The sequence below is a fragment of the Streptomyces sp. NPDC058955 genome, from assembly GCF_042741435.1.
Taxonomy (GTDB): domain Bacteria; phylum Actinomycetota; class Actinomycetes; order Streptomycetales; family Streptomycetaceae; genus Streptomyces.
In genome coordinates, this window is sequence record NZ_JBHYKM010000004.1 from 96,794 (window position 1) to 110,092 (window position 13,299).

Below are 13,299 nucleotides of genomic sequence, written 5' to 3' on the forward strand. Positions count from 1 at the left end.
CGTCCCCCGCCCCGCGCCGCGCGGGCGGGCCCCGCCCCCCCACCCCCCCCCCCCCGCCCCCCCGGGACCGTGGCGGCCCTTCGTGTTTCACGTGAAACAACGCGGCATCCGGCGCCGGATTTCCGTCCTGGTCGCGGCCGGATTCCCAGGGGCGTACGGCAGGATGTCCCCCATGCCGAGCCTGAAGAAGACGAGCGGCCCCCTGGACGGGCCCGCGGCGCCGGACGGAGCGCGCGAGGGCGAGCCCCCCGTCGTCGCCCCCACCCGGCGGGACGAGGTGGCCGCCGCGGGCAGCGAGCTCATCGGCGGACGCTACGGGCGCCGTGCCCTGCCGGGCAGCGGGCCCGCGGGCGGGCAGTTCACGCCGGTGCGGGTGATCGCCCTCGTGGCCATCGGCATGTTCGCCCTCGGCATGGTGCAGAAGCTGCCCTGCTACAACTGGGCCTGGTTCCGCGGCACCACCTCCCAGTACACCCACGCCTGTTACTCGGACATCCCGCACCTGTTCTCCGGACGCGGCTTCGCCGAGGGCCTGGTGCCCTACTTCGACCGGCTCTCCGGCGACATACCGTTCCTGGAGTACCCCGTGCTGACGGGGCTCTTCATGGAGGTCGCGGCCTGGCTGACGCCCGGCGGCGAGCTCCAGGCCCAGGAACAGGCGTACTGGCTGATCAACGCCGGCCTGCTGATGGTCTGCGCGGCCGTCCTCGCCGTCTGTGTGGCCCGGACGCACCGCCGGCGCCCCTGGGACGGCCTGCTGGTCGCCCTGGCGCCCTCCGTGGCCCTGACGGCCACGATCAACTGGGACCTGCTGGCCGTGGCGCTCACCGCCGCCGCGATCCTGATGTGGTCCCGCTCCCGGCCGCTCGCCGCGGGCATCCTGCTCGGCCTCGCCGTCGCCGCCAAGTTCTACCCGGTGCTGCTCCTGTGGCCCCTGCTGCTGCTCTGCGTCCGCGCCGGCAGGCTGCGCGCCTTCGGTGTCGCGCTGCTCGGCGCGGTGGGCTCCTGGCTCGTGGTGAACCTTCCGGTGATGCTCCTCGCGCCCGAGGGATGGAAGCAGTTCTACCTGTTCAGCCGCGACCGGAACGTGGACTTCGGCTCCGTCTGGCTGCTCGTCAGCCAGCGCGCCGGCGAGACGATCCCGCCCGAGCGGGCCAATCTGTACGCGCTGCTGCTCCTGGTGCTGGCCGCCGGCGGGCTCGGCTGGCTGGCCTTCGCCGCGCCCCGCCGGCCGCGGCTCGTCCAGTTGGCGTTCCTGATGGTCGCCGCGTTCGTCCTCACCAACAAGGTCTACTCACCGCAGTACGTGCTCTGGCTGGTGCCGCTCGCCGCGCTCGCCCGGCCGCGCTGGCGCGACTTCCTCGTCTGGCAGTCCTGCGAGGTCCTGTACTACCTCGGGATCTGGATGTACCTCGCGTTCACCGGCAGCGGCAACAAGCAGGGACTGCCGCTCGACGGCTACCACTTCGCGATCGTGCTGCACCTGCTGGGCACCCTGTACCTGTGCGCCATGGTCGTACGGGACATCCTCGCGCCCGAGAAGGACCCGGTCCGGCGCGACGGCTCCGACGACCCCTCGGGCGGCGTCCTGGACGGCGCGCCCGACGTCCTCGTCGTGGGCAGGGCCGCCCACCCGGCCCGGCACGCGGCCCCCGCGCCCGACTCCGGCACCCAGGAACTGCTCGTGACATGGGGAACCCCCGGGGCCGAGGGCGCCCGGGGGTGACCCGCTGACGTGACGTACGGCCGACCCGGGGCGCTCAGCGCTCGACGAGTCGGTCGTACTGCGTCGTGGTGTGGCGCAGGTGCGCCACCAACTCGTCGCCGACCTGCGGCTCCTGCGCGTCGGCCGGCACGAACAGGATCGACACCTGCATGTGCGGCGGCTCGGCGAACCAGCGCTGCTTGCCGGCCCAGACGAACGGCGACAGGTTCCGGTTGACCGTCGCCAGACCGGCCCGGGCCACGCCCTTGGCGCGCGGCATCACGCCGTGCATCGCCTTCGGGGCCTCCAGGCCCACGCCGTGCGAGGTGCCGCCGGCCACCACGACCAGCCAGCCGTCCGAGGCGGCCTTCTGCTGGCGGTAGCCGAAGCGGTCGCCCTTGGCGACCCGGGTGACGTCGAGGACCGAGCCGCGGTACTCGGTGGCCTCGTGGTCGCCCAGCCACAGCCGGGTGCCGATCCGGGCGCGGAAGCGGGTCTGCGGGAACTGCTGCTGGAGCCGCGCCTGCTCCTCGGCCCGCAGATGGCTCACGAACATGGTGTGCAGCGGCAGCCGGGCGGCCCGCAGCCGGTCCATCCAGGCGATGACCTCCTCGACGGCGTCCGTGCCGTCCGGGCGGTCGAGCGGCAGGTGCAGGGCGAAGCCCTCGAGCCGTACGTCCTCGATCGCGGAGGCGAGCTGCGCGAGCTCCTCCTCGCGGACGCCGTGCCGCTTCATCGAGCTCATGACCTCGATGACGACCCGGGCGCCGACCAGGGCGTGCACGCCGTCCACGGAGGAGACGGATCGGATCACCCGGTCGGGCAGCGGCACCGGCTCCTCGCCGCGCCGGAACGGCGTCAGGACCAGCAGGTCGCCGCCGAACCAGTCCTTGATCTTCGCGGCCTCGTACGTGGTCCCCACCGCGAGCATGTCGGCGCCGAACCGGGCCGCCTCCTCGGCGAGCCGCTCGTGCCCGAAGCCGTAGCCGTTGCCCTTGCAGACCGGGATCAGACCGGGGAACTGGTCGATCACGGACTTCTGATGCGCCCGCCAGCGAGCGGTGTCGACGTAGAGGGAGAGCGCCATGGCCGGCCCGGAACCTTTCTGATGGCTGCGGTGGGGTATCGGAGATGTGTACGAGACCCGCGGAACTACGAGGGTACGCAAGCCCCGCGGGGAGCGTCAGCGGCGCGACATGTAGATGTCCAGCGCCTTGTGCAGGAGCTTGTTCAGCGGGAAGTCCCACTCGCCGACGTACTCCACGGCCTCGCCGCCGGTGCCGACCTTGAACTGGATGAGGCCGAAGAGGTGGTCGGTCTCGTCGAGCGAGTCCGAGATGCCGCGCAGGTCGTAGACGGTCGCGCCCATCGCGTACGCGTCGCGGAGCATCCGCCACTGCATGGCGTTGGACGGGCGGACCTCGCGGCCGATGTTGTCGGAGGCGCCGTACGAGTACCAGACGTGCCCGCCGACGACGAGCATGGTCGCCGCGGACAGGTTCACGCCGTTGTGACGCGCGAAGTAGAGGCGCATCCGGTTGGGGTCCTCGCTGTTGAGGACCGTCCACATGCGCTGGAAGTACGAGAGCGGGCGCGGCCGGAACTTGTCGCGGACCGCGGTGATCTCGTACAGGCGCTGCCACTCGGCGAGGTCCTCGTAACCGCCCTGGACGACCTCGACGCCGGCCTTCTCGGCCTTCTTGATGTTGCGGCGCCACAGCTGGTTGAAGCCCTTGAGGACGTCGTCCAGGGAGCGGTTGGCCAGCGGGACCTGGAAGACGTAGCGCGGCTGCACGTCGCCGAAGCCGGCGCCGCCGTCCTCGCCCTGCTGCCAGCCCATCCGGCGCAGCCGGTCGGCGACCTCGAACGCCTGCGGCTGGACCTCGGTGGCCTGGACGTCCTTGAGGCGCTTCACGTCCGGGTCCTGGATGCCGGACTTGATCGCGGCCGCGTCCCAGCGGCGGATGACGACCGGCGGGCCCATCTTCACGGAGAAGGCGCCCTGCTGCTTGAGGTGGGCCAGCATCGGCTGGAGCCACTCGTCGAGGTTGGGGGCGTACCAGTTGATGACCGGGCCCTCGGGGAGGTAGGCCAGGTAGCGCTTGAGCTTGGGGAGCTGGCGGTAGAGCACCAGACCCACGCCGACGAGCTCGCCGTTCTTGTCGAACCAGCCGAGGTTCTCCGAGCGCCACTCGGTCTTCACGTCAGCCCACGCCGGGACCTGGCAGTGGCTCGCGCCGGGCAGTGTCTGGATGTACGCCAGATGCTGCTCTCGGCTGATGGTCCTCAGGGTCAGGCTCATGCGGGGCGCTCCTCGGCAGGTGTGTCCCCATCGGTCAGGGGCTCCGGCTCTCGCGCCGAAGCCTACTGCGACCGGGGAGCGCCCCGAAGGGCCGCGGGGGCCCTGACGTGCCCGGTGTCAGCTGATCACGCCGCCGAAGAGTCCTCCGTGGGCCATGCCGAGGAAGAAGCCCACCGCCGAGGCGCCGAGGCCGATGATCAGGAAGAAGCGCTCCCGGGTGGTGACGGAGATGAACTGTCCGTAGGCACCGGTCAGGATGCCGATCAGGCCCGACCACGAGCTGAGCAGGTGCAGGTTGTGGAACTGCGCCGTGACGAAGGACAGGACGCCGAGCACCAGGGTCACCGCGAGCAGCGTGTCCTGGAGCGGGTGCGGCTTGCCGTCCGTCGCGAAGAGGGAGTGGCCGGGGTCGGGTCGCATTGCCTGTGCCATGGGGCACCTCCTGGCGTGCCGTGCCGAGGGCGGCGCATCCTAGCGCCGCCGACGTCCGATGTGTACAGATTGCGTCCCCTCCCCGCCGGATTTCAACCGCAGGGCGATGTGCAGGTACTCTGTACGGTCTGCGCCGGTGTCTGCCCTGGTCCTGCCAGTGGGGACGCCGTCGCTCACGCATCACGACCCTCCTGCCACGGAACGACCGTGGCCGCTGAGTCCAAAGGAGGTGGGTTCCACATGCGTCACTACGAGGTGATGGTCATCCTCGACCCCGATCTCGAGGAGCGCGCTGTCTCCCCGCTGATCGAGAACTTCCTCTCCGTCGTCCGTGAGGGCAACGGAAAGGTCGAGAAGGTCGACACCTGGGGCCGTCGTCGTCTCGCCTACGAGATCAAGAAGAAGCCCGAGGGCATCTACTCGGTCATCGACCTGCAGGCCGAGCCTGCGGTCGTCAAGGAGCTCGACCGCCAGATGAACCTGAACGAGTCGGTCCTCCGGACCAAGGTCCTCCGCCCCGAGACCCACTGAGCTTCCGCTCAGAGGTAATCGGGTCCGAGTAGCAGCAAGCAGCCAGAAGCAATCCCGCCGAGAGGTTCACCCATGGCAGGCGAGACCGTCATCACGGTCGTCGGCAATCTCGTCGACGACCCCGAGCTGCGCTTCACCCCGTCCGGTGCGGCGGTCGCGAAGTTCCGCGTCGCGTCCACTCCCCGCACCTTCGACCGGCAGACCAACGAGTGGAAGGACGGCGAGAGCCTGTTCCTGACCTGCTCGGTCTGGCGTCAGGCGGCGGAGAACGTCGCCGAGTCCCTTCAGCGAGGCATGCGCGTCGTCGTGCAGGGCCGGCTGAAGCAGCGGTCCTACGAGGACAACCAGGGCATCAAGCGCACGGTCTTCGAGCTGGACGTCGAGGAAGTCGGCCCCAGCCTGCGCAACGCCACGGCCAAGGTCACCAAGACCACCGGCCGCGGTGGCCAGGGTGGCGGCGGCGGTTTCGGCGGCGGCGGTGGCCAGCAGGGTGGCGGCGGCTGGGGTGGCAACTCCGGTGGCGGCCAGCAGGGCGGCGGCGGTGCTCCCGCCGACGACCCCTGGGCCTCCGGCGGCTCCTCCGGCGGCGGCCAGCAGGCCGGCGGCGGTGGCGGCTGGGGTGGCAACTCCGGCGGCGGCTACTCGGACGAGCCCCCCTTCTAGGGATCCCTCGGGGCCCTGGAAGCGGCTCGTACCCCACACTTCTTGATCACACAGGAGAAACACCATGGCGAAGCCGCCTGTGCGCAAGCCTAAGAAGAAGGTCTGCGCGTTCTGCAAGGACAAGACCGCGTACGTGGACTACAAGGACACGAACATGCTGCGGAAGTTCATTTCCGACCGCGGCAAGATCCGTGCCCGCCGCGTGACCGGCAACTGCACGCAGCACCAGCGTGACGTCGCCACGGCCGTCAAGAACAGCCGTGAGATGGCGCTGCTGCCCTACACGTCCACCGCGCGATAAGGGAAGGGTGACCGAAAAATGAAGATCATCCTCACCCAGGAAGTCTCCGGCCTCGGTGCGGCCGGCGACGTCGTCGAGGTCAAGGACGGCTACGCTCGCAACTACCTGGTCCCGCGCGGTTTCGCGATCCGCTGGACCAAGGGTGGCGAGAAGGACGTGGCGCAGATCCGCCGCGCCCGCAAGATCCACGAGATCGCGACCATCGAGCAGGCCAACGAGGTCAAGGCCAAGCTCGAGGGCACGAAGGTGCGCCTGGCCGTTCGCTCCGGCGACGCCGGCCGTCTCTTCGGCTCCGTGACCCCGGCTGACGTCGCCACGGCGATCAAGTCCGCCGGTGGCCCCGAGGTCGACAAGCGTCGCGTCGAGCTCGGTTCGCCGATCAAGACCCTGGGCTCGCACCAGGTGCTCGTGCGTCTGCACCCCGAGGTCGCCGCGAAGCTCGGCATCGAGGTCGTTGCCGCGTAACGCTGCGCTCAGCAGTACGGATGGGCCGCTCCCCGCTGGGGGGCGGCCCATCCGCCGTGTGATCGTAAAAACCCGCGGGTGGGGGGTTTCGGGGGTTGAAGGGTTATAACCCCCCCCGGCGCGGGGGGGGGGCCCCCCCCCCGCCCGTCCCCCTCAACCCCGGGTGGTGGGTCTTTTTGGGTTTTTCCCCCCCACCCACCGCCCTCGGTCAGCGGGTGGCGCCCGTGACGATCCAGCGGCCGGAGCGCATCCGGAACCAGAGCGTGCCCATCCGGACCGTCATCATCAGCGTCATCGCCCACCAGAGCGCGGTCAGCCCGCCGCCGAGCACCGGCACCAGCAGGGCGATCGGGGCGAAGACCGCCAGGGTGAGCAGCATCGCCCGGGCGAGGTAGGGGCCGTCGCCCGCGCCCATGAGGACGCCGTCGAGGACGAAGACGACTCCGGAGATCGGCTGGGAGAGTGCCACGACGAGCAGCGCCGGGAGCAGGGTGGAGCGGACGGTGGGGTCGTCGGTGAAGAGCGGGACGAAGAGCGGGCGGGCCAGGACGAGGAGCAGTCCGAGGACCACGCCGGAGACCACGCCCCACTGGACCATCCGGCGGCAGACCTGACGGGCGCCCTCGGCGTCGTCGGAGCCCAGATAGCGTCCGATGATGGCCTGGCCGGCGATGGCGATGGCGTCCAGGGCGAAGGCCATCAGGTTCCACAGGGAGATGATGATCTGGTGGGCCGCGACCTCGGTGTCGCCCAGGCGGGCGGCGACGGCGGTGGCGATCATCAGGACGGCGCGCAGCGAGAGCGTACGGACCAGGAGCGGGGCGCCGGCCTGGGCGGAGGCCCGGATGCCGGCCGTGTCGGGCCGGAGCGAGGCCCCGTGGCGGCGGGCGCCCCGGACGACCACGACGAGGTAGGCGGCGGCCATGCCGCACTGGGCGATGACGGTGCCCCAGGCGGAGCCCGCGATGCCGAGTCCGGCTCCGTAGACCAGTCCGACGTTGAGGGCGCCGTTGGCCGCGAAGCCGCCGATGGCCACGTAGAGCGGGGTCCGGGTGTCTTGGAGGCCGCGCAGGACGCCGGTGGCGGCGAGGACGATCAGCATCGCGGGGATGCCCAGGATCGAGACCCGCAGATATGTGGTGGCGTAGGGGGCGGCGGTGTCGGAGGCACCGAAGAGCTGGACGAGTCCGGGGGCCGTGGGCAGGGTGACGGCGACGACGGCGAGGCCGAGGAGGAGGGCCAGCCAGATGCCGTCGATGCCCTGCCGGAGGGCGGCGGGCAGGTCGCCGGCGCCGACCCGGCGGGCGACGGCGGCCGTGGTGGCGTAGGCGAGGAAGACGAAGACGCTGACGGCGGTGGAGAGCAGGGCGCCGGCGATGGCGAGGCCCGCGAGCTGGGGGGTGCCGAGGTGCCCCACGATGGCGCTGTCGACCATCAGGAAGAGCGGTTCGGCGACGAGGGCGCCGAAGGCCGGCAGGGCGAGCGAGAGGATCTCGCGGTCGTGCCGGCGCAGTGTGGCCTTGGTGCTCGTGGGGGCCTGGGTCATGGGGTCAATCTAATCGTCCACAGGTAAGAGATGCAATGCATGGGTGATCCTTACTTTCGGGGGGATCTGGGCTTCGGGTGTGGGCTGTTTGTTCTGATCGTGATCCAGGCGGAAAAGTTTTTCTCCCCCACAGCCCGTGGATGGAAAAGCCGCAGGTCAGCGCCGCAGCGGGGTGGGGGCTATGAGTTTGTCCACATGGCTGTCCCCCGGTCCGTGCACAGGATCCGGCGGCTTATCCACAGCATTGGGGCCTTCACCCACAGAGCCTGTGGATAACCAGATTGGCTGATGCCCCTCGCGGGCCTACCGTGGACCGGCGCCCGACGCGCCAGAAGCGGACGCAAAGCCACTCTTTGATCAAGGCCGTGGCGTAAGAAGGAGTGGCACGGCGAGGTCCGCGGAGCGGACGGGAAGAGGTGGCCTGGTGAGCGTTCCCGAGCCCATGGACGACCCCTGGGCCGACGGCGGACCGAGCGACCGGCTGCCCGTCCGCACCCGGGGCGAAGGCCGCGGAGACGGTCGTGGCGAGGGCCGCGGACGCGGCCGGGGCCGCGACGAGCAGCACGAGCGCGGCAGCGACGGCCCGTGGGACGGCGGACTCTCCGGCTTCGAGCGGGTCCCCCCGCAGGACCTCGACGCCGAACAGTCCGTGCTCGGCGGCATGCTGCTCTCCAAGGACGCCATCGCCGACGTCGTGGAGATCATCAAGGGCCACGACTTCTACAAGCCCGCGCACGAGACCGTCTTCGGCGCGATCCTCGACCTCTATGCCAAGGGCGAGCCCGCCGACCCGATCACGGTCGGCGCCGAGCTCACCAAGCGCGGCGAGATCAACCGCGTCGGCGGCGCCTCCTACCTGCACACCCTCGTCCAGTCGGTGCCGACCGCGGCGAACGCCTCGTACTACGCGGAGATCGTCCACGAGCGCGCCGTGCTGCGCCGGCTCGTCGAGGCCGGCACCAAGATCACGCAGATGGGATACGCGGCCGACGGCGACGTCGACGAGATCGTCAACTCGGCCCAGGCGGAGATCTACAAGGTCACCGAACAGCGGACCACCGAGGACTACCTGCCGCTCGGCGACATCATGGAGGGCGCGCTCGACGAGATCGAGGCGATCGGCTCCCGCAGCGGCGAGATGACCGGCGTGCCCACCGGCTTCAGCGACCTCGACTCGCTCACCAACGGCCTCCACCCCGGTCAGATGATCATCATCGCGGCCCGTCCCGCCATGGGTAAGTCGACCCTCGCCCTGGACTTCGCCCGGGCCGCGTCGATCAAGAACAACCTGCCCAGCGTCATCTTCTCCCTCGAAATGGGCCGCAACGAGATCGCGATGCGCCTGCTGTCCGCCGAGGCCCGGGTCGCCCTGCACCACATGCGCTCCGGCACGATGACCGACGAGGACTGGACCCGGCTCGCCCGCCGCATGCCGGACGTCTCCCAGGCCCCGCTCTACATCGACGACTCCCCGAACCTGTCGATGATGGAGATCCGCGCCAAGTGCCGCCGCCTCAAACAGCGCAACGGCCTCAAGCTCGTCATCATCGACTACCTCCAGCTGATGCAGTCCGGCGGCTCCAAGCGGCAGGAGAGCCGTCAGCAGGAGGTCTCCGACATGTCGCGAAACCTCAAGCTCCTCGCCAAGGAGCTGGAACTCCCGGTGATCGCGCTCTCGCAGCTGAACCGTGGCCCCGAGCAGCGCACCGACAAGAAGCCGATGGTCTCCGACCTCCGAGAGTCCGGCTCCATCGAGCAGGACGCCGACATGGTCATCCTGCTCCACCGCGAGGACGCCTACGAGAAGGAGTCCCCGCGCGCCGGCGAGGCCGACATCATCGTCGGCAAGCACCGTAACGGCCCGACGGCCACCATCACCGTCGCCTTCCAGGGCCACTACTCGCGCTTCGTGGACATGGCGCAGACCTGATCGTGCCCGGATGGGGCGGCGGGGCATGATCGGTCGCATGACCTCAGCCTTCGAAGCCCTGTTGCCCACCACCGAGCGTTCCCTGCTGCACCGCGTGGCCCGCGCCCAGAGCGAGGGCCGCGCGCCTTCCTTCGTGGGCGCCGTCGCGCGCGGCGGGGCGATGGTCTGGAGCGGTGCCCGCACCTGCGTCGACGGGCACGCCCCCGACGCCGACACGCAGTACCGGATCGGATCCATCACCAAGGTCCTCACCGCCGTCCTCGTCCTGCGGCTGCGCGACGAAGGGCTGATCGGCCTCGACGACCCGCTGGAGAAGCACCTGCCCGGTACGGGGGTGGGCGAGGTGACCGTCGCCCAGCTGCTCGGCCACACCGCGGGGCTCGCCGCGGAGACCCCCTCGCCCTGGTGGGAGCGGACGCCCGGGACCACGCGGCCCGAACTCTCCGACGTCCTGGGGGAGACGCCCGCGCTCCATCCGGTCGGCCGGAGCTTCCACTACTCCAACCCCGGCTACACCCTGCTCGGCTCCCTGGTCGAGGCGGTCCGCGGAGTCTCCTGGGAGGAGGCGCTGCGCACCGAGGTCCTGGAGCCGCTGGGCATGCACCGGACGACGGGGGAGCCGGTCGCCCCGCACGCCGGGGGCTGGGCGGTGCACCCCTGGGCCGACGTCATGCTGCCCGAGCCCTCCGAGGACCTGGGGGTGATGGCCCCGGCCGGCCAGCTGTGGTCGACGGCCGCCGACCTCTGCCGGTTCGGCCTCTTCCTCGCGGAGGGCGACGACCGCGTGCTGAGCGCCGCCACGGTCGCCGAGATGCGGGTCCCCGCCTCGCCGCCGGCCGCGGGCGACGCCCAGATGGGGTACGGCCTCGGGCTCCAGCTCGCCCACGGGGAGAACGGCACGCTCATCGGTCACGGCGGCTCGCTGCCCGGCTTCGTCGCGGGTCTCTGGGTGGACGTCGCGGAGGGCCTGGTCGGGGTGGCCCTCGCCAACGCGACGAGCGGCCCCCAGCCGGGGGTCGTCGCCGCCGACCTCGTACGGATCGTGGCCGAGGCCGAACCGCGGCTGCCCGAGCCGTGGCGCCTGCTGCCCGCGTCCGAGGTCGACCAGGACCTCCTGGCCCTGACCGGCCCCTGGTACTGGGGGACGTACGCGTACGGGCTGCGGCTCGGCGCCGAGAACGGGATCGTGCTGGAGCCGCTGCGGGGCGCCGGCCGGCGCGCCCGTTTCCGGGCGCTGCCCGAGGGCGGCTGGATCGGTCTCGACGGCTACTACGCGGGGGAGACCCTCCGGGTGGTGCGGCGCCCCGACGGCGGTGTCAGCCATCTCGACCTCGGTTCCTTCGTGTTCACGCGGGAGCCGTACGAGCCCGGCGACGCGGTTCCGGGCGGGGTGGACGAGAAGGGCTGGCGCGGGCTCTGATCCGGCCTCAGGTGCGAAGGCCCGTGTTTAACGTGAAACACGGGCCTTCCGCTCCGAACGGTCAGAGGGCCCGCTTGAACCCCACGTGGCTCGCCTCGAAGCCGAGTCGCTCGTAGAAGCGGTGGGCGTCGGTGCGGGTGACGTCGGAGGTGAGCTGGACCAGCGCGCACTCCAGACGCCGGGACTCCTCGACGGCCCATTCGATGAGCAGGGTCCCCAGGCCGCTGCCGCGCTCCTCGGAGTGGATCCGCACCCCCTCGATGATCGAACGGGTGGCGCCGCGCCGGGAGAGCCCGGGGATGATCGTCAGCTGGAGCGTGCCGACGACCTTCCCGGCGCGGACGGCCACGACCAGGTGCTGGTTCGGGTCGTCCGCGAGACGGGCGAAGGCGGTGAGGTAGGGCGCCGGGTCGTCCGGGGACTCCCGCTGGGCGCCGAGTGGGTCGTCGGCGAGCATCGCGACGATGGCCGACAGGTCCTCCGCGGTGGCGGGACGGATCTGGAGATCGCTCATGCCCGCAGCGTACGACCGGCCTCAGAGGGTGGCGGGCTCGCCCTCGACGACCCGGACCAGCGGGGCGAGCTCCGGGTTCTTCACCGCCTCGTCCAGAGCCTCGCGCAGGGCCTGGTCGTGGGTGGGCCGGGCCTCCGCCAGGAGCGTCCGGCCGGCCTCCGTGACGTCGGTGTAGATGCCGCGCCGGTCGGTCGCGCAGAGGTAGCGGGTGAGCAGACCCCGGTCCTCCAGGCGCGTGACCAGCCGGGTGGTGGCGCTCTGGCTGAGCACGACGGCGTCGGCGACCTGCTTCATCTGGAGGTGGCCGCCGGTGCCGTCGTGCTGACGGCTGAGGACGTCGAGGAGCGAGTACTCGCGGACGCTCAGGCCGTGTCCGGACTCCAGCGCGCGCTCCACGTGGGACTCGATGCGTCCGTGCAGCAGGGAGAGGGCGCACCAGCGCTGGGCGAGCCCGGTGAGGGCGGGGTCCGTCGCGGTCATGTTCTCTCCTCGTCCCTCTCCTCGCCCGTGGGCCGGTGCGGGTCCAGGGTAGAGGTCAGCCCGCCGCGACGGTCAGCGGGGCGAAGCGCCGGTCGGCGTCGCCGGGGAGACCGGGGAGCGAGCGGATCATCATGGCGTTGACGGTGATCGGCTCCAGGCCGTTCTCCTTGAGCCAGTCCAGCAGTTCGGTGTGCCGGAGGTCGACGTCCGTGCGCAGCGGGCGGTCGCTGGCGGCCGCGAGCGAGGCCACCAGGGCCTGGGCGGTGGCGGTGTCGCGCGCGATCAGCGGGCCGACGACATGGGTGTCCATGTTGGGCCAGGCCGCGGCGAAGCCGGTGATCGCGCCGTCCTCGACGGCGACCCGCAGATGGTCGGCGAAGGCCGGGAGCCGGGTGATGAGCGGGGTCCGGTCGAGGCCGAAGATCTCCTCGTCCAGACGGAGCACCTCCTGGAGGTCCTCGGCGGTCGCCGGGCGGACCGGGACGCGGGGTGCGGGCACGGCGGCGGAGAAGCGGCCCTTCACCATCTCGGAGCGGCCGAACACGGTGAAGCCCAGCCCTTCGTAGAGCGGTCGCCCGTTCGGGGTGGCGTAGAGCGTCAGCGGCGTCTCCCCGGCCGCCTCCAGGACGTACTCCATCAGCCGGCGCCCGACGCCCCGGCGGGCGTACCGCTCGGCGACGAGCACCATGCCGATGGCCGAGAGTTCGGGGCCGTACGAGGTGACCACGCAGCAGGCGAGCAGGCCGTCGCCGTCGGGGTCGTCGATGCCGTACCCGGTGCCCGCGGTGAGCAGCAGGCCCCACTTGTGCTCTTCGCGGGGCCAGCCGCGGTTCTCGGAGAGGTCGGCGCAGGCCAGGAGGTCGGTCGGGTCGAGACGCCGGACGGGGAGCTGTGCGAGGTCTGCGGGGGAGATCGGCATGACGGCCAGGCTCTCCGACGGGGTGATCTTCCGTCCAGAGGTTTTCAGGTGATGTTTCACGTGAAACAGGCCCGCGCCGAAAGAGTGGAGC

The 13,299-nt window shown here is 71.1% G+C and carries 14 protein-coding genes; 7 read left to right on the forward strand and 7 right to left on the reverse strand.

Annotation, left to right across the window (positions count from 1 at the left end; all coding sequences use genetic code 11):
* The first annotated feature begins 172 nt into the window (after positions 1–172).
* Positions 173–1,726 (forward strand): glycosyltransferase family 87 protein, encoded by a 1,554-nt coding sequence (locus ACFW1I_RS03270; RefSeq protein WP_384665565.1) that lies wholly within the window; start codon positions 173–175, stop codon positions 1,724–1,726.
* 34 nt (positions 1,727–1,760) lie between these two features.
* Here the strand turns inward: ACFW1I_RS03270 and ACFW1I_RS03275 are convergent, their stop codons facing one another.
* From ACFW1I_RS03275 to ACFW1I_RS03285, 3 genes are all read right to left on the reverse strand, one after another.
* Positions 1,761–2,792, reverse strand: coding sequence for an alanine racemase (locus ACFW1I_RS03275; protein WP_384665567.1), 1,032 nt, complete (start codon positions 2,790–2,792; stop codon positions 1,761–1,763).
* A gap of 96 nt (positions 2,793–2,888) precedes the next feature.
* Positions 2,889–4,007: a lipid II:glycine glycyltransferase FemX gene (locus tag ACFW1I_RS03280; RefSeq protein ID WP_384665569.1), complete on the reverse strand. Its 1,119-nt coding sequence runs from the start codon at positions 4,005–4,007 to the stop codon at positions 2,889–2,891.
* Between the two features lie 117 nt (positions 4,008–4,124).
* Positions 4,125–4,439, reverse strand: a complete 315-nt coding sequence (locus ACFW1I_RS03285) for a hypothetical protein (RefSeq protein WP_030753886.1) — start codon at positions 4,437–4,439, stop codon at positions 4,125–4,127.
* A 240-nt stretch (positions 4,440–4,679) separates the two neighbouring features.
* On the opposite strand from ACFW1I_RS03285, the gene rpsF reads away from it, so the two are divergent.
* From rpsF to rplI, 4 genes are all read left to right on the forward strand, one after another.
* Complete coding sequence (gene rpsF / locus ACFW1I_RS03290) at positions 4,680–4,970, forward strand: 30S ribosomal protein S6 (RefSeq protein WP_004950685.1); 291 nt, start codon at positions 4,680–4,682, stop codon at positions 4,968–4,970.
* 72 nt (positions 4,971–5,042) lie between these two features.
* A complete protein-coding gene (locus ACFW1I_RS03295; protein WP_031003140.1) occupies positions 5,043–5,633 on the forward strand; it encodes a single-stranded DNA-binding protein in 591 nt (196 codons plus the stop codon).
* Between the two features lie 64 nt (positions 5,634–5,697).
* A complete protein-coding gene (gene rpsR / locus ACFW1I_RS03300; RefSeq protein WP_005315025.1) occupies positions 5,698–5,934 on the forward strand; it encodes a 30S ribosomal protein S18 in 237 nt (78 codons plus the stop codon).
* Positions 5,935–5,952: 18 nt separating this feature from the next.
* Positions 5,953–6,399 (forward strand): 50S ribosomal protein L9, encoded by a 447-nt coding sequence (rplI, locus tag ACFW1I_RS03305; protein ID WP_030493790.1) that lies wholly within the window; start codon positions 5,953–5,955, stop codon positions 6,397–6,399.
* 208 nt (positions 6,400–6,607) lie between these two features.
* Here the strand turns inward: rplI and ACFW1I_RS03310 are convergent, their stop codons facing one another.
* Positions 6,608–7,945 (reverse strand): MATE family efflux transporter, encoded by a 1,338-nt coding sequence (locus tag ACFW1I_RS03310; RefSeq protein ID WP_384665571.1) that lies wholly within the window; start codon positions 7,943–7,945, stop codon positions 6,608–6,610.
* Between the two features lie 424 nt (positions 7,946–8,369).
* Between ACFW1I_RS03310 and dnaB the strand changes: the two genes are divergently transcribed.
* On the forward strand, positions 8,370–9,875 hold the full coding sequence (dnaB, locus tag ACFW1I_RS03315; protein ID WP_078867916.1) for a replicative DNA helicase: 1,506 nt from the start codon (positions 8,370–8,372) through the stop codon (positions 9,873–9,875).
* A 37-nt stretch (positions 9,876–9,912) separates the two neighbouring features.
* Positions 9,913–11,295, forward strand: a complete 1,383-nt coding sequence (locus tag ACFW1I_RS03320; protein WP_384665573.1) for a serine hydrolase domain-containing protein — start codon at positions 9,913–9,915, stop codon at positions 11,293–11,295.
* Positions 11,296–11,356: 61 nt separating this feature from the next.
* Here ACFW1I_RS03320 and ACFW1I_RS03325 read toward each other — a convergent pair whose 3' ends face one another.
* The 3 genes from ACFW1I_RS03325 to ACFW1I_RS03335 are packed head-to-tail and all read right to left on the reverse strand — an operon-like array spanning position 11,357 to position 13,208.
* Positions 11,357–11,809, reverse strand: coding sequence for a GNAT family N-acetyltransferase (locus ACFW1I_RS03325; protein WP_384665575.1), 453 nt, complete (start codon positions 11,807–11,809; stop codon positions 11,357–11,359).
* 21 nt (positions 11,810–11,830) lie between these two features.
* Positions 11,831–12,289, reverse strand: a complete 459-nt coding sequence (locus tag ACFW1I_RS03330; RefSeq protein ID WP_384665577.1) for a MarR family winged helix-turn-helix transcriptional regulator — start codon at positions 12,287–12,289, stop codon at positions 11,831–11,833.
* Between the two features lie 55 nt (positions 12,290–12,344).
* Positions 12,345–13,208, reverse strand: a complete 864-nt coding sequence (locus ACFW1I_RS03335; protein ID WP_384665578.1) for a GNAT family N-acetyltransferase — start codon at positions 13,206–13,208, stop codon at positions 12,345–12,347.
* Positions 13,209–13,299 lie beyond the last annotated feature (91 nt).

Bases quoted from the DNA above. Each gene is read 5' to 3' on its own strand.
- ACFW1I_RS03270 (WP_384665565.1), top strand. From the start codon at position 173: ATGCCGAGCCTGAAGAAGACGAGCGGCCCCCTGGACGGGCCCGCGGCG.
- ACFW1I_RS03275 (WP_384665567.1), bottom strand. From the start codon at position 2,792: ATGGCGCTCTCCCTCTACGTCGACACCGCTCGCTGGCGGGCGCATCAG.
- ACFW1I_RS03280 (WP_384665569.1), bottom strand. From the start codon at position 4,007: ATGAGCCTGACCCTGAGGACCATCAGCCGAGAGCAGCATCTGGCGTAC.
- ACFW1I_RS03285 (WP_030753886.1), bottom strand. From the start codon at position 4,439: ATGGCACAGGCAATGCGACCCGACCCCGGCCACTCCCTCTTCGCGACG.
- rpsF (WP_004950685.1), top strand. From the start codon at position 4,680: ATGCGTCACTACGAGGTGATGGTCATCCTCGACCCCGATCTCGAGGAG.
- ACFW1I_RS03295 (WP_031003140.1), top strand. From the start codon at position 5,043: ATGGCAGGCGAGACCGTCATCACGGTCGTCGGCAATCTCGTCGACGAC.
- rpsR (WP_005315025.1), top strand. From the start codon at position 5,698: ATGGCGAAGCCGCCTGTGCGCAAGCCTAAGAAGAAGGTCTGCGCGTTC.
- rplI (WP_030493790.1), top strand. From the start codon at position 5,953: ATGAAGATCATCCTCACCCAGGAAGTCTCCGGCCTCGGTGCGGCCGGC.
- ACFW1I_RS03310 (WP_384665571.1), bottom strand. From the start codon at position 7,945: ATGACCCAGGCCCCCACGAGCACCAAGGCCACACTGCGCCGGCACGAC.
- ACFW1I_RS03320 (WP_384665573.1), top strand. From the start codon at position 9,913: ATGACCTCAGCCTTCGAAGCCCTGTTGCCCACCACCGAGCGTTCCCTG.
- ACFW1I_RS03325 (WP_384665575.1), bottom strand. From the start codon at position 11,809: ATGAGCGATCTCCAGATCCGTCCCGCCACCGCGGAGGACCTGTCGGCC.
- ACFW1I_RS03330 (WP_384665577.1), bottom strand. From the start codon at position 12,289: ATGACCGCGACGGACCCCGCCCTCACCGGGCTCGCCCAGCGCTGGTGC.
- ACFW1I_RS03335 (WP_384665578.1), bottom strand. From the start codon at position 13,208: ATGCCGATCTCCCCCGCAGACCTCGCACAGCTCCCCGTCCGGCGTCTC.